Origin of the sequence: Dysgonomonas sp. GY75 (assembly GCF_015234155.1) — a bacterium.
In the GTDB taxonomy this organism is placed as follows: domain Bacteria; phylum Bacteroidota; class Bacteroidia; order Bacteroidales; family Dysgonomonadaceae; genus Dysgonomonas; species Dysgonomonas gadei.
In genome coordinates this window covers 191,210-215,735 of sequence record NZ_JADCLQ010000052.1, presented here as the reverse complement: position 1 = coordinate 215,735, position 24,526 = coordinate 191,210, and the positions used below count along the sequence as shown (strand labels likewise).

Annotated in this window: 21 protein-coding genes; 16 read left to right on the top strand and 5 right to left on the bottom strand. The window is 40.2% G+C overall.

Features of this window, described 5'->3' with window-relative positions; translation table 11 throughout:
* The first annotated feature begins 767 nt into the window (after positions 1-767).
* Positions 768-1,391 (top strand): inorganic pyrophosphatase, encoded by a 624-nt coding sequence (locus IR083_RS20245; RefSeq protein WP_194225666.1) that lies wholly within the window; start codon positions 768-770, stop codon positions 1,389-1,391.
* Positions 1,363-2,241, top strand: coding sequence for a metallophosphoesterase (locus IR083_RS20240; protein ID WP_194225665.1), 879 nt, complete (start codon positions 1,363-1,365; stop codon positions 2,239-2,241). The genes IR083_RS20245 and IR083_RS20240 overlap by 29 nt, the downstream gene beginning before the upstream one ends.
* A gap of 43 nt (positions 2,242-2,284) precedes the next feature.
* Here the strand turns inward: IR083_RS20240 and IR083_RS20235 are convergent, their stop codons facing one another.
* Complete coding sequence (locus IR083_RS20235; protein ID WP_006799568.1) at positions 2,285-2,632, bottom strand: hypothetical protein; 348 nt, start codon at positions 2,630-2,632, stop codon at positions 2,285-2,287.
* Between the two features lie 42 nt (positions 2,633-2,674).
* A complete protein-coding gene (locus IR083_RS20230) occupies positions 2,675-3,976 on the bottom strand; it encodes a mechanosensitive ion channel family protein (RefSeq protein WP_006799569.1) in 1,302 nt (433 codons plus the stop codon).
* 266 nt (positions 3,977-4,242) lie between these two features.
* On the opposite strand from IR083_RS20230, the gene IR083_RS20225 reads away from it, so the two are divergent.
* From IR083_RS20225 to IR083_RS20175, 11 genes are all read left to right on the top strand, one after another.
* Positions 4,243-4,629, top strand: coding sequence for a diacylglycerol kinase family protein (locus tag IR083_RS20225; RefSeq protein ID WP_242052494.1), 387 nt, complete (start codon positions 4,243-4,245; stop codon positions 4,627-4,629).
* A 106-nt stretch (positions 4,630-4,735) separates the two neighbouring features.
* Positions 4,736-7,540 carry a M16 family metallopeptidase gene (locus tag IR083_RS20220; protein WP_194225663.1) on the top strand — a complete coding sequence of 935 codons (2,805 nt, stop codon included), beginning with the start codon at positions 4,736-4,738 and terminating at the stop codon, positions 7,538-7,540.
* 249 nt (positions 7,541-7,789) lie between these two features.
* Complete coding sequence (locus IR083_RS20215; RefSeq protein WP_194225662.1) at positions 7,790-8,821, top strand: hypothetical protein; 1,032 nt, start codon at positions 7,790-7,792, stop codon at positions 8,819-8,821.
* Positions 8,822-8,927: 106 nt separating this feature from the next.
* Positions 8,928-10,478, top strand: a complete 1,551-nt coding sequence (locus tag IR083_RS20210; RefSeq protein ID WP_006799573.1) for a WG repeat-containing protein — start codon at positions 8,928-8,930, stop codon at positions 10,476-10,478.
* Between the two features lie 139 nt (positions 10,479-10,617).
* Positions 10,618-11,688, top strand: coding sequence for a phosphate ABC transporter substrate-binding protein PstS (pstS, locus tag IR083_RS20205; protein ID WP_194225661.1), 1,071 nt, complete (start codon positions 10,618-10,620; stop codon positions 11,686-11,688).
* Positions 11,689-11,726: 38 nt separating this feature from the next.
* Entirely contained in the window at positions 11,727-12,572 is an 846-nt protein-coding gene (gene pstC / locus IR083_RS20200) for a phosphate ABC transporter permease subunit PstC (RefSeq protein ID WP_006799575.1), read from the top strand.
* Positions 12,569-13,453, top strand: coding sequence for a phosphate ABC transporter permease PstA (gene pstA / locus IR083_RS20195; protein ID WP_006799576.1), 885 nt, complete (start codon positions 12,569-12,571; stop codon positions 13,451-13,453). Before pstC ends, pstA begins: the two co-directional genes overlap by 4 nt.
* Positions 13,438-14,220: a phosphate ABC transporter ATP-binding protein PstB gene (gene pstB / locus IR083_RS20190; RefSeq protein WP_006799577.1), complete on the top strand. Its 783-nt coding sequence runs from the start codon at positions 13,438-13,440 to the stop codon at positions 14,218-14,220. Before pstA ends, pstB begins: the two co-directional genes overlap by 16 nt.
* 99 nt (positions 14,221-14,319) lie before the next feature.
* Positions 14,320-15,000 (top strand): phosphate signaling complex PhoU family protein, encoded by a 681-nt coding sequence (locus tag IR083_RS20185; protein WP_006799578.1) that lies wholly within the window; start codon positions 14,320-14,322, stop codon positions 14,998-15,000.
* On the top strand, positions 14,984-15,685 hold the full coding sequence (locus IR083_RS20180) for a response regulator transcription factor (RefSeq protein ID WP_006799579.1): 702 nt from the start codon (positions 14,984-14,986) through the stop codon (positions 15,683-15,685). The genes IR083_RS20185 and IR083_RS20180 overlap by 17 nt, the downstream gene beginning before the upstream one ends.
* Before the next feature lie 39 nt (positions 15,686-15,724).
* Complete coding sequence (locus tag IR083_RS20175) at positions 15,725-17,452, top strand: ATP-binding protein (protein ID WP_194225660.1); 1,728 nt, start codon at positions 15,725-15,727, stop codon at positions 17,450-17,452.
* A 634-nt stretch (positions 17,453-18,086) separates the two neighbouring features.
* Here IR083_RS20175 and IR083_RS20170 read toward each other — a convergent pair.
* Positions 18,087-18,617, bottom strand: coding sequence for a hypothetical protein (locus tag IR083_RS20170; protein ID WP_194225659.1), 531 nt, complete (start codon positions 18,615-18,617; stop codon positions 18,087-18,089).
* A gap of 229 nt (positions 18,618-18,846) precedes the next feature.
* Here IR083_RS20170 and IR083_RS20165 point away from each other — a divergent pair, with 229 nt between their 5' ends.
* Both IR083_RS20165 and IR083_RS20160 read left to right on the top strand, forming a co-directional pair.
* Positions 18,847-19,542: a helix-turn-helix domain-containing protein gene (locus IR083_RS20165; RefSeq protein WP_194225658.1), complete on the top strand. Its 696-nt coding sequence runs from the start codon at positions 18,847-18,849 to the stop codon at positions 19,540-19,542.
* Between the two features lie 547 nt (positions 19,543-20,089).
* Complete coding sequence (locus IR083_RS20160) at positions 20,090-21,496, top strand: amidophosphoribosyltransferase (protein WP_006801518.1); 1,407 nt, start codon at positions 20,090-20,092, stop codon at positions 21,494-21,496.
* Positions 21,497-21,529: 33 nt separating this feature from the next.
* Here IR083_RS20160 and IR083_RS20155 read toward each other — a convergent pair whose 3' ends face one another.
* Positions 21,530-23,206: a putative transporter gene (locus tag IR083_RS20155; RefSeq protein WP_006801517.1), complete on the bottom strand. Its 1,677-nt coding sequence runs from the start codon at positions 23,204-23,206 to the stop codon at positions 21,530-21,532.
* Between the two features lie 263 nt (positions 23,207-23,469).
* Here IR083_RS20155 and IR083_RS20150 point away from each other — a divergent pair, with 263 nt between their 5' ends.
* A complete protein-coding gene (locus IR083_RS20150) occupies positions 23,470-24,210 on the top strand; it encodes a phosphodiester glycosidase family protein (protein WP_194225657.1) in 741 nt (246 codons plus the stop codon).
* A gap of 55 nt (positions 24,211-24,265) precedes the next feature.
* On the opposite strand, the gene IR083_RS20145 is transcribed toward IR083_RS20150, so the two are convergent.
* A complete protein-coding gene (locus tag IR083_RS20145) occupies positions 24,266-24,481 on the bottom strand; it encodes a heavy-metal-associated domain-containing protein (RefSeq protein WP_006801515.1) in 216 nt (71 codons plus the stop codon).
* Positions 24,482-24,526: the final 45 nt, after the last annotated feature.

Sequence of the window (24,526 nt, the reverse complement as noted above, 5' to 3'; positions counted from 1 at the left end):
CTCGGCGACCCAAAACCGTTTCGTCGGCTGAATCAAACAAACGGGCTATCGCCCCGTTTGATTCTACGCCGCCTGCAACGGATTGGGTACCCCGCCTGCGTCACTAATGCGCAAGGGCTGACGCACGCGGGGCTAAAGCATGAAAAGACACAGTTCTGTCGCCGCATCGCGGTAACGGCCTCGGCCCTCAGGCGGGGTACCCAATCCGTAAAGCGGAGGTGTAGGGCAAAATAGGGTAGCTGCTGTACACGGCTGATAATCCGGTAAAAGATGACTCCGTATTATTTTGCCCCACCGCAGCTGCGGTTTTGGGTCGCCGGAGGGATGCAGCCTTGATTTTTTGTTTCGTTTTGCATCAAGGCAAAATGAATTGGAGCGAAGCGGAAATCGGCGGAGCCAAATACAAGCCGGCAGGCGCGTTAGAAAAAATAGAACATTAAATCTCAACTACTGATTCGCATTATTAATGGGAACCAGTGGTTAAAACTAAATCCCCCAGTCTTGCCAGAGATGTTTTCTCAATCGGTATTAGGGCAAACGCATCAAAATTCCTAAAGTTGTTTTCAGTCTCATGTAGGGGCGTATTGCATACGCCCGCATAGCAAAATATCACAATTCGGCGTATGCAATACGCCCCTACAGGCCTTCGATAGAAGTTGAACAATTTGATGCGTTTGCCCTAAATCAGTATGGAGATACAGAAATATTGATGTAAATTTGCATCCGCTAAACAAAATGCAACATTTACAAAAAGATAAACCGTTGAAATGAACAGACAGAAATTCAAAGCGCATCCGTGGCACGGTGTCACTATCGGCGATAATGCCCCCGAAGTCGTAACCTGCTTTATAGAGATAGTACCTACCGATACCGTAAAATACGAAGTAGATAAAGAAACCGGATACCTGAGCATAGATCGTCCTCAAAAATATTCGAATATCATACCTGCTCTCTATGGTTTCATTCCTCAAACATATAGTGCCGACCGGGTAGCGGAAATTACTAATATACAGTTGAACCGGACAGATATAGAAGGAGATAATGACCCTGTAGATATATGTGTGCTGACAGAAAAAGATATTACCCACGGGGACATTATTGTCAAAGCACGTCCTATAGGCGGATTCCGGTTGCTGGATCATAACAAAGCCGACGATAAACTGATAGCAGTACTAGAGAATGATGCCATATATGGTTCGTTCCGTGATATATGCGATGTGCCTGTTATGGTAATAGACAGGCTAAAGCATTATTTCACCACTTATAAAGATTTACCCGGGGACAAATCGCCACGCTGCATTTTAACTGATATATATGATGTAAAAACAGCACACGAAGTCATCCGGAGGTCTATTGAAGATTATGACAACGAGTATAGGAATGAGAAGTAAAACGAAAAGATTTCTGATTATTGTATCTGCTGTTTTACTTGCATGTATTCTTTGTCTTACATACGGATACCGGGAAGCACGAAATATAGAGATACGGGAAACAACTTTCTCCGATAAAGATATAGCTGCATCTTTCGCAGGCAAGAAGATCATTTTTGTATCTGATATTCATTGCAACCGTTATTTTACTTCTGCCGATGTAAAAGACCTTGTACAACAAATAAACGAAAGGAATCCTGATATTATCATGCTTGGAGGAGATTATATCCTCAAGGATACAACATATACAAATCCATTCTTTAAAGAAATAAAGAACCTTAAAAGCACCTATGGAGTTTATTCTGTTTTGGGAAATCACGATCACTGGGAAGATGCGAAACTCATTCAGAAAGGACTGACGGATTGCGGTTTCTTTATCTGTGACAATCAGTCGTATTGGATAAAAGAAGGAAACGATAGTATAAAAGTTGGAGGTGTCGGGGATTTCTGGGAAGATAAGCAGTTGATTGGAAATACAATTAATGATGTCGAAAAATCTGATTTCTGTATTCTTTTATCCCATAATCCTGATTATGTGGAATTATTGAATACCAACAAAGTAGACCTGATGCTCTCCGGTCATACACATGGCGGACAAATTACATTCTTCGGTTTATATGCACCGGCTATGCCCAGTACGGATGCACGCAGAAAAGATCTAGGCTATCTGAATACAGAACAGAGATACCGCTATGGCTGGAAAGAAAAAGGCGGTATCAAATTATATATTACTTCGGGCATTGGTATGGGAGCTGTACCTTTCCGGTTCTTTGCCCCTCCCGAAATCTTAGAGATTACGCTGACCCGGTAAAGGCTGTACAACATTCATCGTACAACCTTACCTCAACAGCATATCACTCGGTTTTATTCTCTCCCAATCTTAAAAAAGTCTTGTTCTTGCTAAAAAAACAATCAAGCGTGTCATTTATATTATAGATACGAAAACTGTTTGCATAGCTCCAAGTACCTCTTACATATACTTTACAAAGATAGACTTCATCCGGATTTTCGCGTTTATCTTCCGGGATCTTATCATACGACAGAGCTTTTACTTCTTCTATCTTTGTGATAGTCCCATTGTCGGCATCCCTGTATTTGAAATGGCTCTTCACAGCTTGTCCCATTTTATCCAGGTCACTTTGACAAGAAATCAAGGAGAAGGTGCAAAAAAGAACGATTACGGAAAATATATACTTTTTCATACTTGTTTTAGTTAAAAAAATTCAAGAATAACACCGAAATATTTATTGCTCCATCCGTTTCATATATACATTGTAATCATCACTTCCCGATGATTCTTCATATATTGTCAAGCCGAAATATTGCACCACACTTATCAGATGATTCATGATCTCGGCCAATATAGTCTCATATTCTGCCCATATAGTTGTGCTGGTAAATGTATATAGTTCTATCGGCAAGCCTTGTGTTGTTGAAGCCAGTTGCCTTACCAGAAGGGTCATATCCTTATTTATATTCGGATGATTGCGCAGGTAATAAATTCCATATTGCATAAACAGGTCGCAATTGGTAATGGCATGCTTATTCAACGGCAGATCACTGGCTGTTTGTTTGTTTAACTTCGCATATATCCCCTGCTTCTCCTTTATATAATCGGCAAGTCCATCTACTTTTTTGAACTTTTCAATTTCTTCTTCGGTTAAAAAGCGGATACTGTCATATTTAATATTCAATGCCCGCCGGAACCGCCGGCCACCCGACTCCTGCATACCACGCCAGTTTTGGAACGAATCCGATATCAGGGCATAAGTAGGAATTGTAGTTATCGTTTTATCGAAGTTGCGGACTTTCACTGTTGTCAGCGTTATTTCTTCCACATTGCCGTCCGCCCCGTATTTGTTCATTGTTATCCAGTCTCCTATCTGTACCATGTCGTTTGTCGTAATCTGTATGCTACCTACAAAACCCATAATAGAATCTTTAAACATCAGTAACAACACTGCCGAAGCCGCCCCCATAGCGGCAAAAAACGCCGTGGCAGACCGCCCTGTAAGAATGGCATATACAACTACTGCTCCGAAGATGAAGAGAATGATCTGTATTACCTGAAAATAACTCTTCATCGGTTTATTCTTGAACGCAGGCTTTTCCTGCAGAACATCTCCAAACGATCTTACCAATGCCATCACAGTCCATATCACCATGAAGACCAAATAAATATCGGTCAGCTTTATCAGCGGACTTATCAGGCCCTTGAAGTCGTAAAATACAATTGGTATGGCTCCCCTGACAAATGAATATGGTACAACCAGAGCCAGATAATGAGGCAGTTTATTGTTTATGGTGTATCCGAAAAAAGAAAGTGTGGTTATCTTTTCCACACGGTGAAAAACAAATGTCAGTATCTTCCTGACCACCAATTGCAACAGATACACCGTTATTGTAACAATAGCCAGCAGTACTATCAATTTTACATATTCAACCCATTGTTCGGGAACCCCCAAATGAGATAGCGTTTCTTGCATCCATCGGGCTATTGATACAGTCATAGACTCATAATCAGATTGTAAATCTTCTATATCCATACTATTTATATTTTTTGAGATAATATACTCTTTATGTAAACGGATTTTGTCCGGCCTTAGTTTCCAGCGAACTTAACAGACCTTCTCCTTAATTATCCGAAGTCTTCCAAAATTAAGAATTAAAAGTCGCCGATACAAGCCCGGATCAACATAATTGGATGTTGAACAATAAATAATTTTAATTTAAATACAACCTCAATATAAAAAATAACAGCATAATTTCATACATTAGCACATCCTTAAGAAGGATGAACCAACAGATAAATATGGAAAAAAGCGAAAAAAGATTTTCTATAAAAGAGAGGTTGTTAACATTTAAGCATGTATTTTATGGATTCAAAGTATTGTGGGCTGAGGAACACAATGCCCGCATCCATATTATTACATCGGTCATTGTTATAATATTAAGCGCTCTACTCAATATATCTCTTACCGAATGGTTAGTTATCCTGGTACTGATAGGTCTGGTCTTATCTCTCGAAATTATTAATACCTCCATCGAAAATATATGTGACTATATATCGCCCGAATGGCATAAAATGATAAAAAAAATAAAAGATCTGGCTGCTGCAGCTGTTTTTCTGGCAGCCATGATATCGGTTGCCTGCGGTATAATTATTTTTTTGCCTAAGATTTGTGATTTTTTTACATAAAATTAAGACTAATAATAAATATTGAATACAAATATTCAGACTTGAACTAAAAAATACAATTAACCACATCATAACAAATATGTTCACTAAACTAAAACATTTAAGTATGAGGAAATCAATTATTCTATTTGCTTTATTAGCCATAACAGGCCTGATAAAAGCGCAAGCACCTCAACCGTTACCGGTAGACCCGCAGGTAAGATTCGGCACACTGGAGAATGGCCTGACATACTATATCAGGCACAATGCATATCCTGAGAAAAGAGCCGATTTTTATATCGCTCAGAAAGTAGGTTCGATGCAGGAAGAAGATAATCAGGCCGGACTGGCTCACTTCCTCGAACATATGGCCTTTAACGGTTCTAAGAATTTCCCGGGCAAAAAGACAATGCTCAATTACCTGGAGAGTATCGGTGTAAAGTTTGGAGCAAACGTTAATGCATACACGTCTTTCGACGAAACAGTATATAACCTTTCCGATGTACCTGTTGTGCGCCAGACTATCATCGACTCTTGTCTGCTTGTATTGCACGACTGGTCGAGCTTTATTGCACTCAAGGATGAACAGATAGATGAAGAACGCCTGGTTATAAAAGAAGAGTGGCGTACACGTAGCGGAGCCCAATCCCGCATCTGGGACAAACAGCTACCTATCATCTTCAAGGGTAGTAAATATGCTGACCGTATGCCTATCGGAAAAATGGAGATAGTGGAGAATTTCCCTTATCAGACACTAAAAGATTATTATCACAAATGGTATAGACCCGACTTGCAGGCGATCATTGTTGTAGGAGATATAAATGTAGATGAAGTGGAGGCACAGGTGAAAACCATGTTCGCCGATATACCTAAACCTGTCGATCCTGCTGAAAGGGTATATTTCCCTGTACCGGACAATGAAGAACCTATCGTATCGGTAATAACAGACCCCGAAGCCGTGCAAACCGTTGTTAGCTTGTATATAAAGCATGATATTCTGCCCGAAAATCTGAAGAAGACACAAGCTGAACTAATGACTGGTATCGTAAAAAGCATGGCCTCAAGCATGTTATCTGACAGGTTGAACGAAATCTCCCAAAAAGCCGATGCTCCATTTGCAGCATCATATGCTTACGATGGTAATTTCTTTGTATCGAAAACCAAAGATGCCTGGACTACAATGGCTTTGAGTAAAGAGGGTAAAGTCGATGAAACCTTAGCAAGTATGGTAAGGGAAAACGAACGTATCCGCAAATTCGGATTCACCGAAGCCGAAGTAGAAAGAGCGAAAGCAACCCTTCTGCAAAGATATGAAGATATGTATAACAACAGAAGTAAAGAACTGAACAGAAGGTATGTACAGGAATATGTCCGCAGTTTCTCCGACAATGAAGGTATTCCCGGCATAGAATATGAATACAACTTCCTGAAACAGATCGTCCCTATACTTAATGCTCAGATGATCAACACAATGTCTCAAAGGCTTATTAGCAACAAAAATATTATTATTACCGTTACAGGACCGGAAAAAGATGGTGTCGTGTATCCTACCACAGACGAATTACTTAATGTATTCAAAACTGTAGAAGCCGAAGATATCACTCCATATGCGGAAACCGTTTCGAATGAACCGCTTATTAGCCAGATACCGCAAGCAGGTAAAGTGGTTAGTATGACAACAGACGAGAAACTGGGCGCTACAGTCTGGACTTTGTCGAACGGAATGAAAGTCGTTATCAAAAAGACTGATTTCAAAGATGACGAAATCATTATGGCTTCACATGCTTATGGTGGTACATCCATTATAGCTGATGCAGACATAAACAATGCGAACATGGCATCTATGGTGCCATATGTAGGTGGTATCGGAAATTTCAGCTCTACAGACCTGAAAAAAGTATTAGCCGGAAAGTCGGCAAATGTAAACGCGTATATATCGGGATGGACTCAAGGATTGAATGGTTCATCAAATATCAAAAACCTGGAAACCCTGTTGCAGCTTACATATCTGTACTTTACCGCGCCTCGTAAAGATGAGGGGGCATACACAACATTGATGGATGCAATAAAGAACCAGTTGAAAAACCTGAGTTCAGAGCCATCTTATGTTATGGGGCTGCGTACCAACGAGGCTAAATACGAGAACAACCCACGTATGAAGGAAATGACTCTGGAAGATGCAGAGAAGCTGAATTATGACCGTATCATCGAAATCTACAAAGAAGTATTTGCTAATCCGGGTTCATTCACTTTCACTTTTGTGGGAACCATAGACGAAGCTACTTTCAAACCGCTGGTAGAACAGTATCTGGCTTCTCTTCCATCAGGAAACAAAGATGCTAAGTACAAAAATGTAAAAGCAGATATACGCAAAGGAAAATTTGAAGACGTATTCGAGCAGGAAATGAAAACACCTAAGACTTCTGTATTCGAATTATATAGCGGAACACTGAATCGCGATCAGAAGACCCAGATTGCATTATCCGCCTTGAAGCAAATCCTGGATATCGTATATGTACGCACTATCAGGGAAGAAGCTGGCGGAACATATGGAGTACGTGCTCAAGCAGGAATCAGCCGTATACCGGAAGGGCAGACTACTCTGCAAATGACATTCGACACCGATCCTGAAAGAGCTTCATCGATAGCTCCTATTGTTGACCGTGAAGTGAAAAACATAGCAGAAAAAGGACCTGAAGATGCCGACTTCCAGAAAGTGAAAGAATATATGGTGAAAAAATTCCAGGAAGACGAAAAGCAAAATGGCTACTGGGTGGGTACCCTGAGTGCATATCATTTCTATGGAGAGGATAATTACTCAAATTATCTGTCGATCGTAAATGCTTTGACTAAAGACGATATCAAAAATATCACAAAACAACTCATATCTCAAGGCAACTTTATTGAAGTGATAATGAATCCTAAGAAATAATTCTATTATAATTTTTTTCGGTAAAAAAAGCTGTTTGGGTATTTGCTCAAACAGCTTTTTTATTTTATCATCCAACAGTATAAATAAATTATTATTTTTGCAAGAATCCGGGCTTATAAAAACAAAATAATCATTGCACTGTCCAAGTCCGTATTTTTGTAACGTTATCTTAACCAAACCTTAATGATGATACAAAGCTGTTTTCAAATCTTTAAGCTTTACTTTGCAGAAAAAAAATAGGAAATCGATATGAAACAACTTTATTTTATTTTCAGCCTCATAATTTTACAGGCCATCAGCCCTTGCTTCGCCCAGGAAAAGGACTCCGTTTCTTTCAAACCATCAGGTAATGTTATTGCCAGGGGATTTTTAGATTACAGTACAGGTTTTGGACACGTGAATAAAGAAAAAGGATTTGATATCACACGGGCATTCCTCGGATATAACTATAAATTTACCCGTACGATACAGGCACAGGTCATAATTGACGGCGCGGCAGGAAAAACATCATCCGACGGGCTTGAAGTATACCTGCGCAATGCTTTTGTAAACTGGAATGACAAGGGCTTTAATGTAAATCTCGGGCAAACCAATCTGATGCAATTCAGCATTCAGGAAAAATACTGGATGCACCGCTATGTGATGAAATCGTTTCAAGATCTGAATAAAATGGCTCCCAGTGTAGACTTAGGTGTTACTGCAGAATATGCTTTCAACGACTATATTTCTGCCGACCTCAGCCTTACCAATGGAGAAGGATACAAAAAAGTAAAAAAAGACAATAGCATGCGTTATGCTGCCGGACTAAGCCTGCACCCTATAAAAAATACAATATTGAGAGTTTACGCAGACGTATATAACGATGATGAAACTCAACGTGACGCCCTGCCTACCGGAATAACAGACGCTAAATATAAAGACCAGTACTCATTATCCCTGTTTGCGGGTTATCAGGATAAGAAAATATCGGGAGGTGTGGAATATAACAGGGTTTACAACAAAGGCTTTATCGACAAAAAAGACTATTACGGTTATTCCGTTTATGCATCGGCCAAGGTAGCCCCGAAATGGAGGACATTTGCCCGGTACGATTTGATGGACTCGTCCAATCCCGATAATTTCACCTCTCCATGGAACAGCCTCGATGGCCAACTAATGATGATAGGTGCAGAATTCCAGCCATTGAAACAATTGAAAATCGCTCCCAACTTTCGCAACATAAACGCAGACAGAGGTAAAGCAGAACAGTATTTCTTTATAAACTTAGAGATTAATTTGTAAACTTTCTGATACGCAAAAATAATCTTGAACGCTCATTTTTTTTAATGGGCGTTTTTTTATGGAATATGGAATTTCCCGCATTACATTATCTATATAAGAAAAAAAGATGAGAAACATATATCTATTTCTTATGTGCTGTTTGTGCATAGTACACCCCTCTTGTCAGAAACAGGAAGGCTTCGGAGTTGTAGATTCCGAAGGGAAAATTATAGTCCCCATGATTTATGACGAGGTGGATCCTTTGACAAATGAAGTGCTGATTGCACTTAAAGATTCCAAATACGCTCTTATTAATGCCAGAGGTAAAAAGCCGACATCCTTTATATATGATGATATAAGTTTTTTAAGCCGACGTCTTGGTCTTTTCTTTTGGGGTGAAGAAGATAAAATGGATTCCACAATATATGAATTTTATCCCGGTCATATATTTCGCACAACAAAAAATGACAAGTACGGAGTAATAAATAAAACAGGAAAAGAAATGATTCCGCCTGTTTACGATGCGCTAAGATACATAGATGGAAAAGACAGGTACATAGTATCCTTAAACGGCAATACGGGAATCATAGACAGTATAGGGGAAGAAGTCGTTCCATTTCTATATGATGAAATATCAAGGATTTCCCCCGACAAATACAGAGCCTGTAAAGATGACAAATGGGGTACTATCAATGAAAGCGGGGATACTATCATTCCCTTTATTTATGATTATATTAGCTACTATTGTATTCCACGTAAAAATCTGATTACCACAAAAAAGAATAACAAATGGGGGCTTATTGATTTTCAGGGTAAGAATATCGCACCATTTGTATATGACAGCATAGAATATCTTCGAAATAATCTTTTAGCAGTTAAAAAAAATAATAAATATAGTCTTATGGACTTCAAAGGTTGTGAAATCAGCCCTTCTATATATGACGAAATAACGATATTAGGATTTCGCTTTGTACCCAATAACTGGAAATATATCAAAGTGGTAAAGAACGGAAAGGGAGGAATTATCGACAGCTTAGGGAAAATAATTGTATCGGTCAAATATGACAATGTTCATTGTTTAGATTATAAAAATCAAAGTCTGTTTTCGGTAGAAATCAACAAAAAATACGGAATTTACAACAATTCGGGAAAAATGATAATACCCGCGATATATAAATATATAGACTACTCGGATTATGGCTGGATTATAGCGAGAAGAAACAATCGGGATGTCATTTTAGATAATAAGGGAAATATTATAATTCCACCCAAATATCACCAGATTGACCAGATAGGAAAAGATTTATTTGTTGTACAAAAGTACAGGGATGCAGGTGTAATAAATATACAGGATGAGATAATTATACCATGCAATTACCAACCGGTAGATATAATGCCTTGCACGGATAATTCTTTTTGGTTACGAAAAAATAAGAAATGGGGATTAATAAATAATAGAGGTAAAAACATTACACCTTTTGTATACGATGTCCTGCATTCGTTTGAAAACACAAAACAATATTTTGCAACCAAGAAAAATGATAAATGGGGAATAGTAGATACTTCAGGCAAAGAATGCGTCCCGTTCATATACAGTTATATAGATTTTTTGTCAGATAATATGTTTATTGTATCAAAAGTACAGACTTCGCTGTCATCTTATTATGTAATAAACTAAATACAAATCCTCTACACCAAATCATTTCCGGAATTATTATAAAGAAACGTTTTCAATCTTAACCGTTTCGTAACAAATCCTTAGTCCATTTGTTATAATAACATAATAATATTGCATCAGAATTTAAAAGCAAAATGAAATGAAAAAAGTTTTACTATTTACAGCAATCACATTAGCTATCGCACTAAGTTCGTGCGGAAAGAAAGAGTCGGCATTATCCGGAGCCGGGGCTACATTCCCCGCACCATTCTACAACATAGTGTTTAAAGAATATGCAAAAATAGGTAGCCCTGTTACCTATGGAGCTATCGGCAGCGGCGGCGGTATCCGCAGCCTCAAAGACCAGACAGTGGACTTCGGTGCAACCGACGTATTCTTATCGGATACCGAACTGAAAGATATGGGAGCAGACATAGTACATATCCCAACCTGTCTGGGAGCTGTTGTATTATCATACAACCTGAAAGATGTAAAAGGACTGAAACTCACTGCAAATATTATTTCAGATATCTACAGAGGTAAAATAACCAATTGGAATGACTCTAAAATTAAGGAAATAAATCCGGACTTAAATTTACCTGACAAAGGCATCACAGCTGTTTACCGTTCGGATGGTAGTGGAACCACATCCGTATTCTCCGAATATATGTCGAAAGTGAACGAAGCATGGAAAACAGAGATAGGTGAAGGCAAATCCCTGAAATTCCCTGCCGGTATTGCAGCTAAAGGTAATCCGGGCGTAGCAGGAATTATTGCCGAAACAGAAGGCGCGATAGGATATATCGGCTCTGAATACGCACTGGCATTAAATATGTCCGCAGCATTACTACAAAACAGCGCCGGAAACTTTATAGCAGCTGATAGCAAAAGTATCTCGGCCTCTGCCAATGTAGATATACCAAACGATACACGTGTGGTTATCACTAATTCTCCAAATCCTGAGGCATATCCAATCAGCACATTTACATGGATCATAGCTTATAAAGAGCAGAATTACAATACAAGGTCTGAAGTTCAGGCTAAGGCGCTGGCAGGTCTTTTGAGTTACATTATCAGCCCCGAAGGACAAGATATAGCTACAAAAACACACTATGCACCGCTTCCTCAGGTAGCATTGGAAAAAACAAAAGCTATCATCGAATCAATGACATACGATGGGAAGAAAATAGAGACTTACCAATTGTCTGTAGCAAAAGGAGCAGCCCACTAAGAAGTCAAAAGCTATCTAACGGCTAAAAGCTAACATAAATGAAAGATAAAATATTTAAAGCCATATTATTCATTGCAGCCTGCCTGATAATATTACTCACAGCAGGAGTTATATACGGACTGGTAAGCAAAAGCCTCGGAGCATTCTCCGAATTTGGATTAGGCTTTATAACTTCTACCGAATGGGATTCACGGAACGATATATACGGCGCATTGCCTTTCATTGCAGGTACGATGATGACATCTATCTTAGCCCTGCTGTTCTGTATCCCGTTCTCTCTTTCCGTAGCATTGTTTAACGGAGAGTACTTCAGAAATAAAAAGATATCGACGATAGTAAGTTCTGTCGTAGACCTGCTTGCAGGAATACCGTCGATAGTATATGGGTTGTGGGGTTTTTATACCCTGCGCCCTATACTGATTGATATGGGAGTGAGCGATCAGGGATTCGGTATATTATTATCATCTATCGTTCTGGCTATTATGATTATCCCCTATGCTTCATCGCTCAGCGCCGAGTTCATCGCTATGGTACCTAACGACCTTAAAGAAGGAGCATATAGCCTCGGTGCCACCAATCTGGAAGTAATAACCTCCATAAACCTGCCCGTTGCAGGTTCAGGTATATTCGCGTCCTATGTACTGGCATTCGGGAGGGCATTGGGAGAAACAATGGCCGTTACCATGCTGATAGGAAATACGAATAACATACCTACCAGTATATCCGATACCGGAAATTCAATGGCAAGTATCATTGCCAATCAATTTGGAGAATCGAGCGGACTGAAATTAAGCTCGTTGATGGCTATCGGTTTATTGCTGTTCCTAATCACAGCATGTATCAATTTCGTAGCCAAATACATCATGAAAATGGTAAATAAATGAAAAAGAAAAAGAGATTGACATCCACTGCCAAATACAGGCTGACGAAGAGTAAAATATTCTTCTTCGCCGTTTGCACCTTGTCGGCTATCACCATGATTCCTCTTTTTCTTATCCTCTGGGAACTAGTAAAAAAAGGATACAAACAATTCAATCTAAGCCTGTTTACGGAAGTAGCGCCTACCTCTATGGAAGCCATGCTTGCCCGTATCAGCGACAGCCCTATACCGGGGGGGATACTGAATGGTATCACCGGTACATTGCTTATTCTTGCTATTGCAATTGTAATAGCTATCCCTATCGGGATAATGGTCGGCGTCTATCTTGCCGAAAACCCAAAAAAACGTATGGCCAGCCTTGTGCGCAGCCTTAGCGACCTTTTGCAGGGAATACCTTCGATAGTCATCGGGGTGGTAGTTTATATATGGATCGTTATCCCCATGTCGGGTTATTCGGCACTGGCAGGTAGTATTGCCCTCGCCATAATGATGTTGCCGATGATAATACGTTCCACCGAAGAAAGTATAAAGATGCTGCCGACATCATTAAAAGAAGCCGGACTAGCTTTAGGCGGTTCATATACAACCGTTGTGTTGCGGGTATTATTACCTTCGGCATTCAGCGGATTGTTTACCGGATCGCTACTGGCTATATCCCGTGTGATGGGCGAAACCGCCCCTCTGTTGGTTACGGCCTTAGGTGCATCTACAGTAAACTGGGATGCAACCAACCCTACAAGTGCCATATCCTTACTGATATGGGAATTTTACAACGACCCTAATCTTGCAAATCTGGTATGGTCTTCATCCTTACTGCTTCTCTTGTTTGTATTGGGTATTAATCTTTTCGCAAAAAGTATAGCAAAAAAATGGAAAATACAGTAAATTTGAACGAACAATATATATTGGAACTCAAGGATGTATCTGTTTCATATACTCCCGGCAAAAACGCAGTGAATATGGTGAATGCCAATATCAGGGAGAATACGGTTACAGCCATCATGGGACCGTCGGGTTGTGGTAAGAGTACACTTCTGCGCGCTATAAACCGCATGCATGAATTGTATCCTGAGATTGAAACAACAGGAGAAATCCTGCTAAAAGGACAAAACATCTTTGATATGAACCCAATGAAGGTTCGCCGCCTTGCAGGAATGGTATTCCAACGTCCGAATCCATTTCCTACGATGAGTATCTATGATAATGTTATCGCTGGATATAAACTTAACAACATTAAGTTGGGCAAAACAGAACGTGACGAGGTTGTAGAAAGCAGTTTACGCAGTGTCGCCCTTTGGGACGAGGTGAAAGATTCGATGAATAAGAAAGGAACATTCCTTTCGGGAGGACAGCAACAACGATTGTGCATAGCACGTGCATTAGCCCTGAAGCCTGAGTTACTGTTGATGGACGAACCGACTTCGGCCCTCGACCCTATATCGACCAACAGAGTGGAAGAATTGATATTTGAACTAAAGAAAGAATATACAATAGTAATCGTTACGCACAACATGTCGCAGGCAGCCCGCTTATCGGACAACTCGATGTTCATGTACCTTGGCGAACTGGTAGAATATGGTACCACCAAGCAGATGTTCACCAAGCCAAAAGATAAGCGTACGGAGGATTACCTGACAGGGGTATTTAGTTAATAAAGCCTTTAGCTGATAGCTGATAGCTATTAGCCTCTAAGAAATATAAAAACAACCATAAGCTATTAGCTAAAAGCTAGTGGCTAAAAGCTAAAAAGCATGACAACAAATATAAAAGCCAAACAATTAGAACTTCTTCTCCACGACTTCGAACTATTGTCACGGACAGCCATGATACAGATGCAGATAACCACCAAACTACTCAATGACAATACAATAGAATCGCTATATGAGGAAGCCGAATCGAACGAAATAATCATGGACAGGCTGGAAATAAAAGTTCGTGAAGAGGTGGTATTCACCATTTTCCAGTTCAATCCTATTGCCGCCGACCTGCGTAAGATAATAACATATCAGGATTTGACTACCAATCTGGAACGGATAGGCGATATGCTGTTGAATATAATCCATTTCTTGAAAAAGGTCGATCTATCCACTCCATATTTCGAAGATATAAAAAAACTTATCAGCAAGATGGTACAATATACCAGCGAAATGCTCCGGAACGCAATTTTCTCTTTTTCCAATGAAGATAGCCATATAGCTTATCAGGTAATAGAAGATGATGACAAAGTGGATGAATTATATCATCAAATAGGCTTATCTTTACAAGAGACTTTTGCCGACAAGAAGTTAAGCAAACAAGAGATACAGAATATGATAAATGTAAATTCCATTTCTCACAATCTGGAACGTATCGGCGACAGCGCTACTAATATTGCCGAAGCCACTATTTATTTAACAGAAGGAAAAGACATCAGGCATGGAAACAAACAATAAGAATATATCTATTTTGATAGTAGACGATGAGCCGGATATCCGCGAAATTTTGCAATTCAACCTGCAAAATGAAGGTTATGATATAGACCTCGCCGAATCGTCTGAACAGGCTGCAAAAATGTTAACCCCTAAACACCGGTTAATATTGCTGGATGTGATGATGGGAGGAATCTCAGGGTTTAAATTCGCCGACCAGCTAAGAAAAGACGGTAATAACATCCCTATTATTTTCCTTACGGCAAAGGATACCGAGAATGATATGCTGACAGGCTTCTCCATCGGAGGAGACGATTATATATCCAAGCCTTTTTCCATAAAGGAAGTTGTTGCCCGCGTAAGAAGTGTGTTGAAAAGGACAGAAAACCAGACTAGCGCAGCACACAAGAATGTACTGACAGTGAACAATCTGGAGATAGATTTCGATACCAAAACTGTTTCTGTCGACAAAGAGGTAATAGAACTTACCAAAACCGAGTTCAATATATTGGTATTGCTCGTACAAAACACAGGCCGCATATTTTCACGTACCGATATATTGGATAAGGCGTGGAAGGATGACGGCATCGTATTGGAAAGAACTGTAGATGTACACATCGCGCGTCTCAGGAAAAAGATTGGTGCTTATGGCGATTATATCGTAAACCGTACCGGATATGGATATACATTCAATTTACAAAATAAATAGTTATAAGTTCTATTCTTGTAACTCGTAACCGAAAAGATTATGAAACTGACTTATAAGCAACGGATATTCTCCTACTTCTTCATCATATTCGCACTTTTTACAGTGTCCATTATAGTATTTGAACAGAAGGAAGAAAAGGCTCAACGTACAAAATCCCTGGAAGACAGGCTCGACAGCTATGCCGAGATGATACATACTTATATAGAAATGCGTCACCTGACCGATAGCGACATGGCACACATAGATACCCTGGCCTATATATTACCTGAAGATATCCGTATCAGCATTATAAATATGGATGGAAAGGTTACTTTCGACAAGGATGTTAAGGATATCAGCACATTGGAAAACCACCTGGACCGTCCCGAGATACGCAATGCCTTGTATCAGAATACAGGTTCCAATATCCGGATGTCAGTATCTACCAAGCACGAATATCTCTATTATGCCAAACATTACAAAAAATACTATGTACGTGTAGCCCTGCCATATACCGTGGAGACAAAAAGCATGCTCAAAGCCGACAGCTTCTTTATATATATTGTTATCGGTATGTTTGTTATAGTACTGGTTCTGCTGAATTATGCGGCGGGACGATTCGGAAAGTCTATCTCGCAGCTAAAAACGCTGACTACCAAGATTAAAGATGACAAGCCACTCACCGAGAAAATTGAATTCCCTGATGATGAGTTGGGAGAAATCGGCAAGCAACTGGTAACCATACTCAAACAGAAAGAAAACAGTAAGCGGGAAATAGAAGTGGAGAGGGAAAAACTGATACAACATTTCCAGTTTTCGCATGAAGGTATTTGCATCTTCGACAAAGACTTCAAGAAAATATATGCCAACACACACTTCTTCCAGTATTTCAATTTTATTGTAGACCAGCCTGTTTTCAATCTGGAAGCCATCATCAAAGAAGAAGTATTCGATCCTGCGATAGCCTTTATCAGTAAACGGACAAAGGATGAGAACTTCCATACATTCCAACTGAAAAAAAATGGAAAGACTTTCTCTATCCAGACAATTGTTTTCGAAGACGACAGTTTCGAGATTACAATAAAAGACATTACACGTACAGAGAAAACACGCCTGCTGAAACAAGAGATGACAAACAATATCGCCCATGAACTGAGAACTCCTGTGACAAGCCTGCGTGGATATCTTGAGACACTGGATTCTCAAAAACTGGAAGCCTATAAACAGGCACAGTTTATTCACAGAGCTCACCAGCAGACCATCCGCCTGTCGAACCTGATAGATGATGTAAGTCTTATCAGCAAGATAGAAGAGGCTCCTGCACAGTTTAAGCTGGAGAGAGTGAATCTGGCACAGCTCGTTGATGAAGTCAGGATAGATTTAACCGACGGACTGGCTGCAAATGATATAAAACTAAACGTCTCTATCAAAGACGACCTGACTATAGACGGGAATTATACCCTGCTCTATTCCATCTTCCGCAACCTTGTAGATAATTCGATCAGCTACGCAGGGCAACATATAGAAATCAACATTAAAAACTATATGGAGGATAATGAATATCTGTATTTTAGCTTCTGCGATACAGGCCGGGGTGTTGACGAACAATATCTGGCTAGGCTTTTCGAACGGTTCTACCGTGTTAACGAAGGACGCACACGTGATACGGGCGGTTCGGGTTTAGGCTTATCCATTGTAAAGAATGCTGTTCTGTTCCATAAGGGAGAGATACAGGTTAAAAACCGTGCCGGAGGAGGATTGGAGTTCTTCTTTACTCTGAAAAAATAAAAGATGATCATGAAAGTAAACATAAAAGCATGGGATATTTCCCATGCTTTTATGTTTATAGAAATTCAATAATGTAAATCAGTAGTTGATTTTTAACGTTCAATTTTTATTGACTCCACTTCGTTCCGTCTAAATGTTCATTTTGGCATTGCCCAAAACGAACCAAAAGGCTAGCGCTCCGCTCCTCGGCGACCCAAAACCGTTTTGACGGCTGAATCAAACACATGGGCTATCGCCCCGTTTGATTCTACGCCGCCTGCAACGGATTGGGTACCCCGCCTGCGTCACTAATGCGCAAGGGCTGACGCACGTGAGGCTAAAGCATGAGAAGCCTCTGTCCTGTCGCTGCATCGCGGTAACGGCCTCATCCCGCAGGCGGGGCACCCAATCCGTAAAGCGGAGGTGTAGGGCAAAATAGGGTAGCTGCTATACACGGCTGATAATCCGGTAAAAGATGACTCCGTATTATTTTGCCCCACCGGAGCTGCGGTTTTGGGTCGCCGGAGGGATGCAGCCTTGATTTTTTGTTTCGTTTTGCATCAAGGCAAAATGAAAAAACAGAAAGGCTGGTGTGTTAGAAAAAATCCAAGGTTAAAAATCAACTACTGATTAGTATAAATAAATTATGTACCTTTTATTCCAACGCTTCTATCTGCTTAATACTTATTCCCCTGAAGCAATCATCAGCACAGTTACCGGGAGTATATCCACATAACGATATCATGCCGTCGTTTTTTGTTTCAAAGAGAATATTTGCATCTTTTCTTTCTTTCAGCCAATCCTCTTTCGCCTTTACATAAATGTCGTCCAAAGTCATGGCTATCCAGGCGTGTGTTTCTTTATGAGTATTTATTTCATCCTCACCTTCTGTCCATTCCATTTCCTCATCTTCGACAGGAGTAAGCTCTTCAGCTATATGTGTATATTCGAAATGCCGTTCTACAATTTTTCCGTCTTTAACAGTAATGGTGGTTTCCCACGAGGCCCCTACCCACGTACCGCCTTTAACTGTATACTTATACGAATTATTTGATTGAGATTTAAAGTTAAGCCACACTTTATGGCTTTTATTAAAATCATCTTCATATTTAAAATCCTCGCTATCACAAGAGGAGAATAAATATCCGGTCAACAATAACACACAAAGAAGAATTTTTCTTTTCATAATTTCTGTATTTTTCTGTTTAAAGTCGCAGGTCTATTAGCTATAACTAAATAATGCTGTATTAAATACTTTCTTTTACTTAATAATAATTATCTTAGGTATATATAGATGATGCAGCATATACAATATTAGCTGCATAGTCTCTATTTTTTACAAAAATATTTATCAAAATAAAACATCTTTATCTATATAAGAAACTAGTTATTAAACATTAATATTTAAGTATCTTATGAAGTATAAAGAAAAAATCGCTACAGAGATTATCCGGATGATAGAACAGGATTTGTGCAGCATATCTGAAATCTGCAAATCATTTAAAATCAGCCGTAAGACATTTTATGAATGGAAAAAAGAAAAGCCCGGGTTTAAAGAAGCGGTAGAAGAAGCCATCGACCACCGCGAAGATGTGATGGTAGCCTCGGCACGTATAGGCCTGAAACAACTGCTCGAAGGTTATGTGCAGAAAAAAGAGAAGATTACCTATGTCCCCGACAAAAACGATCCGGTGAACGATGTGGAGAAATGCCGTGTAGTGGAAAAGAAATTCTGTCCGCCGAGTATCCGTGCTATAAAGTACGTACTTGACCGGGAGGAAAGGAAGAAAGACAAAGACCGATTATTGGCATCGGAGCGCCGTCCGCTGGTCATCGAAGTACAGGATGAAGAAACCAAACGGCAACTGATGATCTTACAGGAGAACGGCTTCCGTCCGGGCGGCTCGCTCAATGCGGAGGTAGTGGCGGCCGTGGACAGGAAACTGGAAGAGGAGAAAAAAGTGAAAAGTGAAGAAATAAAAGTGGAAAGTGAACAAGGTAAAGTCATGGAACAGCCGCCTGTCGCTCAACCATCCGCCGCTCCGCTAGAGAAACCCAAGGTCAATCTTTATCCGTTTCTGCCTCCGGGATATACATCGAGGACAGATTGAGGAAGTAGAAAGTAGTAAGTAATAAGTAGTAAGTAGAAAGACCTGCATTTCTGTTTACTGTTTACTGTTTACTGCTAACTGTAAATAGTGTTACCTTTGTTACCTTTTTGGAAAACTGTAGGGGCGAAAGATGTTTCGCCCCTACAAAAGCCATAAAACCTGTAACCTTTTAACAAACAGTAAGTTTTAAGTAATAAGTATAAAAGAGTTCTAATTGTTGACTGTTGACTGTTTACTGTTAACTGTAAATAGTGTTACCTTTGTTACCTTTTTAAAATAGCTACAAGCTACTGCGCCCTTCGGGCAGTTAGGAGAAAGGCATTGTTTCCTGACAACTGAAATTAAGTGTATTAATTTAAAATATTAATCTGTTACTTATAGGACTGATATTTCCCCGAAAACTAGTACTTTTATATCCCAATCTAAAAAAATTGAGGTATCAGGCCTTATGTCATTCTTATAAAGAGAACAATGATTGGCAGTTACGACTTTAAGACACGGTATAAAATTACTTTTTACGACTATAATTAAAAAAACACAATAGAAAATGGGTGGTTTCTTTGGAACAATATCTAAAACAGCCTGTGCTACAGACCTTTTTTATGGCACAGATTACAACTCACATTTAGGAACCCGCCGGGGAGGTATGGTTACACTCCATGACGGGACTTTTAAACGAGCAATTCATAATCTGGAAAATTCATATTTCCGTCTGCGCTTCGAAGCCGACTTAGATAAGTTTCAGGGCAACTCAGGCATTGGAATTATCAGTGATACCGACCCTCAGCCTATATTTATCAGTTCCCATCTGGGAAAATATGCTGTAGTAACGGTAGCTAAAGTAAACAATATAGACGAACTGGAAAAGGAACTGCTCGATAAAGGATGCCACTTTTCGGAATTTAATGCCGGACAAATTAATCAAACGGAACTGATAGCTCTCCTTATTTCACAGGCCAATACTTTTGTAGAGGGGATAGAGCTGGTTCAGGAAAAGATAAAAGGCTCTTGCTCCATGCTTATCCTTACCGAAGAAGGAATTATCGCGGCACGTGATAAATGGGGGCGTACACCTGTCCTTATAGGGAAGAAAGACGGAGCGTATGCGGCAACAAGCGAACCTTGCAGCTTTCCTAATCTGGAGTACGAATTGGAATACAATGTCGGTCCGGGAGAAGTAGTTATGCTTACTGCCGATAGCATGACACAACTGCGCAAACCAAACAAGAAAATGCAAGCCTGCTCTTTCCTCTGGGTCTACTATGGTTATCCGGTATCCGATTATGAAGGTATAAACGTGGATGCTGTGCGCTATGCCAGTGGGCAAGCCATGGCTAAGAAAGATGATACGGAAGCAGATTATGTGGCGGCCATCCCCGACTCTGGTATCGGCATGGGTTTGGGATATGCCGAAGGAAAGGGAATTCCTTACCGCCGTGCCATTATCAAATATACGCCTACGTGGCCGCGCAGTTTCACTCCTGCCAATCAGAAAGTGCGGGACCTGGTAGCTAAAATGAAGCTAATCCCTAACCGTGAACTACTGAGGGACAAGCGGGTAATATTCTGTGACGATTCGATTGTGCGGGGCACACAGCTCAACGACAATGTGAATATACTCTACGGATACGGAGCCAAAGAAGTACATATCCGTTTAGGCAGCCCGCCGATTTTGTTCTCATGTCCTTTTCTGGGCTTTTCGGCGTCACGTTCACCATTGGAACTGATTGCACGCCGTACAGTGGAGGAACTCGAAGGTGATCACGAGAAAGATCTGGATAAGTACGCGACCACCGATTCGCCTCAATATAAGAATATGATAGACTGCATCCGTAAAAAGCTGAATATAACCACACTGAAGTTTATTACGGTAGAGGATCTGATCGCATCAATTGGTCTGCCCAAAGAATGCGTTTGTACATATTGCTATAATGGTGCTAAACCGGAAGAATAGAGATTGCCTGTATACAGGCTCTTAACTGTATCTCTATATAAAGAACATCAGAAGCAGTTGCGTGAAGATTATCCTGGCAAACATAGATACGGGATAAACAGTGGCATATGCTACAGATGGTTCATCGTCTTCTATTATCGAGTTTACATAGTTGAGCGCCATTGGATTTGCCATACTGCCGCAAAGCATCCCAACACACTTGGCATAGTTGAGTTTGAACATTTTCATGGCAAATAAGGCTACAACAATGACAGGGACAACAGTCAGTATAAAACCGAAGCCAACCCACAGAAGTCCTTCTGTCTGGAATACAGTCTCGAAGAAATGCTCTCCGGCGCTGATTCCCAAGCATGCCAGATAGACTGTGAGCCCGAACTGGCGCATCAGTAAGTTTGCGCTCTGAGTCGTATATGTGGTAAAACGGAAGCGGGGGCCAAATGCGCCCATCAGTATTCCTACAATGATAGGTCCTCCGGCTATACCCAGCTTCACGGGGAATGTCATACCCGGGAAAGGAAGGGGCAATGCTCCCAGGATAAGACCTAAGGCAATACCGGCAAAGATAGCGATGAGGTTGGGACGGTCGAGGCGTTTCTCTTCGTCACCGAGTATTTTAGCCACATTGTCTATCGACGCCTTTTCTCCGACCACTGTAAGCTTATCGCCGATCTGTAGAGACAAGTCCGGCGAAGCAAGCAGGTCTATACCTGCACGGTTAACACGGGTAATATTGATACCGTAATTGTTTCTGAGCCTCAACGTACCCAGCTTCACGCCATTAACCTTGCTGCGGGTTACGATAATACGGCGCGATACAAGCTGGCTGTTATCTATATGGTTCCAGTCTATATCTTCCTTGTTCCAGTCTACGTTTTCCTGCTCGCCGAACAAAACCTTGATATGCTCTACATCCGATTTGATAGAGATAATCAGTAGATGGTCGTCATGTTGCATCACGCTTTCGGAAGTAGGGATGGTCACTTTGCCGTCGCGCCAGATGCGTGATATGACAAAACGCTTTGAAGACAGCTTCATGATATCGCGGATCGTCTTTCCTTCTATAGCCGGATTAGTCACATGAAACTCGCCTACATATGTATTATGGTCTTTCTTCTCACTGGGAACAGCATAAGCGCCTTTGGCCACGAACACTTTCTTCAGGAATATGATAGCTAATATTACGCCTACTACTCCCAACGGATATGCCACGGCAGTAGCCAATGCCATATCAGCTATGGCTTTCATATCTCCGCCGGTTATTTGTTTCAATGCTTGTTGTGCTGCACCCAAAGCCGGAGTATTTGTAGTGGCTCCGCAAAGAATACCCACCATATTGGGTAAAGAAATATCACTGACGATACTGAATATAAGCGCCATTACCAAACCGAGGAAGACAACGCCCAAGGCCAGCATATTTAAACGAAGGCCTCCTTTACGCAGTGAAGAAAAGAAACCGGGCCCGACCTGTAATCCTAAGGCATAGATAAACAGTATAAGCCCAAAATTTTGAGCAAAATTAAGCATATCTTTATTCAGGTCAAGATCGAAATGACCCAGTATAATGCCGACAAAGAAAACAAAGGTGATACCCAGTGAAATATTGAACAGTTGCAGCTTGCCTAGTTGCAACCCAATGGCCGAAACGACCGAAATAACTATAATAGATTGAACCGACGAGGGCTCAAAAATGGTCTCCATTAACCAATCCATGACATTACACAACGTTAGAAATGCTGCGACAAAGGTAAGACAATAAAAACGAATGCGCCAATATTGTACAGGTGAAAATTGTGGTAACTATCTGAATATTCTCAGAAAAGCTTTATCTATATGTAAAAAGCAACCGTTCTTTGAAATGTTTATAAAACTTCAATATAATCAGAGATATAAACGTAGAATTTATAATAAAAAAGTAATTTTGCAACTTATCATTTTAATCACTAAATTGCCTGCACACAAAACAAACTATCATAATGACTATATACAAACAGTTAATATTATTTTCTTTATTTATATTTTCGGTCACTGTGGCGATTTCATTCTCTCCGGATAAGAATCCTATTGATGATAAGATCATTAGTTACGTCGTAGATACAAAATCGCAGGATATTGATTTTTACTGGAAAGATGATAGCAGCAAAATTATACGCAGTATACAAAATCTGAAAACGTATGTTGAAAGGAAAGATTTGAAACTGATATTTGCGATGAACGGAGGTATGTTCGATTCCAATTATGCGCCGGTAGGACTTTTTATACAACGGTTTAAAACATTAAAAAAGCTGGATTCATCTTCCAATACAGGCAATTTTTATATGAAGCCAAACGGAATTTTCTACATCACATCCAATAATACGGCAGTTGTATGTAAAACCGAAAATTTCACGGATAACGGACAAATAAAGTATGCTACCCAATCGGGCCCAATGCTTGTTATAGACGGAGAGATACATCCTCAGTTTAAGGATGGTTCGACAAATCTGCAAATACGGAATGGAGTTGGTATTTTACCGGATAATAATGTGGTGTTTGTTATATCTACGGCAAAAGTAAATTTTTATGACTTTGCTTCTTATTTCAAATCACTTGGCTGTAGAAACGCTTTGTATCTCGATGGGTTCGTATCACGTATGTATCTGCCTGAGAAACATCTGAATCCGATGGACGGTGATTTCGGTGTGATAATTGGAATAACTCAAGCGGCTAGGGAATAGGTAAAAAACGGACTGCTGATCATATATTTTGATCAGCCGCCCGTTAAATAATACTTTATATCGTTTCTATCTTAAATCCCGCCTTCTGTACAGTATCTATCACTTCACTTTCGGTGATGCCGTCCGATACTACAGTCAGTATCTTATTCTTATTTTCAGTATCTACATTCCAGTTTGAAATACCTTTCACTTCATCGAGGAACGGGGTTACTTTGGCGATACATCCGCCACAATTGATATTGGTCTTAAATGTAAATGTCTTTGTTTCCATATGTTTAATTAAGTGATAAATGAAAAGTGAAAAGTTTTTAGAATC

Bases quoted from the DNA above. Each gene is read 5' to 3' on its own strand.
- pstB (WP_006799577.1), top strand. From the start codon at position 13,438: ATGGAAAATACAGTAAATTTGAACGAACAATATATATTGGAACTCAAG.
- IR083_RS20160 (WP_006801518.1), top strand. From the start codon at position 20,090: ATGGGTGGTTTCTTTGGAACAATATCTAAAACAGCCTGTGCTACAGAC.
- IR083_RS20145 (WP_006801515.1), bottom strand. From the start codon at position 24,481: ATGGAAACAAAGACATTTACATTTAAGACCAATATCAATTGTGGCGGA.
- IR083_RS20150 (WP_194225657.1), top strand. From the start codon at position 23,470: ATGACTATATACAAACAGTTAATATTATTTTCTTTATTTATATTTTCG.
- IR083_RS20175 (WP_194225660.1), top strand. From the start codon at position 15,725: ATGAAACTGACTTATAAGCAACGGATATTCTCCTACTTCTTCATCATA.
- IR083_RS20245 (WP_194225666.1), top strand. From the start codon at position 768: ATGAACAGACAGAAATTCAAAGCGCATCCGTGGCACGGTGTCACTATC.
- IR083_RS20165 (WP_194225658.1), top strand. From the start codon at position 18,847: ATGAAGTATAAAGAAAAAATCGCTACAGAGATTATCCGGATGATAGAA.
- IR083_RS20240 (WP_194225665.1), top strand. From the start codon at position 1,363: ATGACAACGAGTATAGGAATGAGAAGTAAAACGAAAAGATTTCTGATT.
- IR083_RS20170 (WP_194225659.1), bottom strand. From the start codon at position 18,617: ATGAAAAGAAAAATTCTTCTTTGTGTGTTATTGTTGACCGGATATTTA.
- pstC (WP_006799575.1), top strand. From the start codon at position 11,727: ATGAAAGATAAAATATTTAAAGCCATATTATTCATTGCAGCCTGCCTG.
- IR083_RS20215 (WP_194225662.1), top strand. From the start codon at position 7,790: ATGAAACAACTTTATTTTATTTTCAGCCTCATAATTTTACAGGCCATC.
- IR083_RS20180 (WP_006799579.1), top strand. From the start codon at position 14,984: ATGGAAACAAACAATAAGAATATATCTATTTTGATAGTAGACGATGAG.
- pstA (WP_006799576.1), top strand. From the start codon at position 12,569: ATGAAAAAGAAAAAGAGATTGACATCCACTGCCAAATACAGGCTGACG.
- pstS (WP_194225661.1), top strand. From the start codon at position 10,618: ATGAAAAAAGTTTTACTATTTACAGCAATCACATTAGCTATCGCACTA.
- IR083_RS20210 (WP_006799573.1), top strand. From the start codon at position 8,928: ATGAGAAACATATATCTATTTCTTATGTGCTGTTTGTGCATAGTACAC.
- IR083_RS20155 (WP_006801517.1), bottom strand. From the start codon at position 23,206: ATGGATTGGTTAATGGAGACCATTTTTGAGCCCTCGTCGGTTCAATCT.
- IR083_RS20225 (WP_242052494.1), top strand. From the start codon at position 4,243: ATGGAAAAAAGCGAAAAAAGATTTTCTATAAAAGAGAGGTTGTTAACA.
- IR083_RS20235 (WP_006799568.1), bottom strand. From the start codon at position 2,632: ATGAAAAAGTATATATTTTCCGTAATCGTTCTTTTTTGCACCTTCTCC.
- IR083_RS20185 (WP_006799578.1), top strand. From the start codon at position 14,320: ATGACAACAAATATAAAAGCCAAACAATTAGAACTTCTTCTCCACGAC.
- IR083_RS20220 (WP_194225663.1), top strand. From the start codon at position 4,736: ATGAGGAAATCAATTATTCTATTTGCTTTATTAGCCATAACAGGCCTG.
- IR083_RS20230 (WP_006799569.1), bottom strand. From the start codon at position 3,976: ATGGATATAGAAGATTTACAATCTGATTATGAGTCTATGACTGTATCA.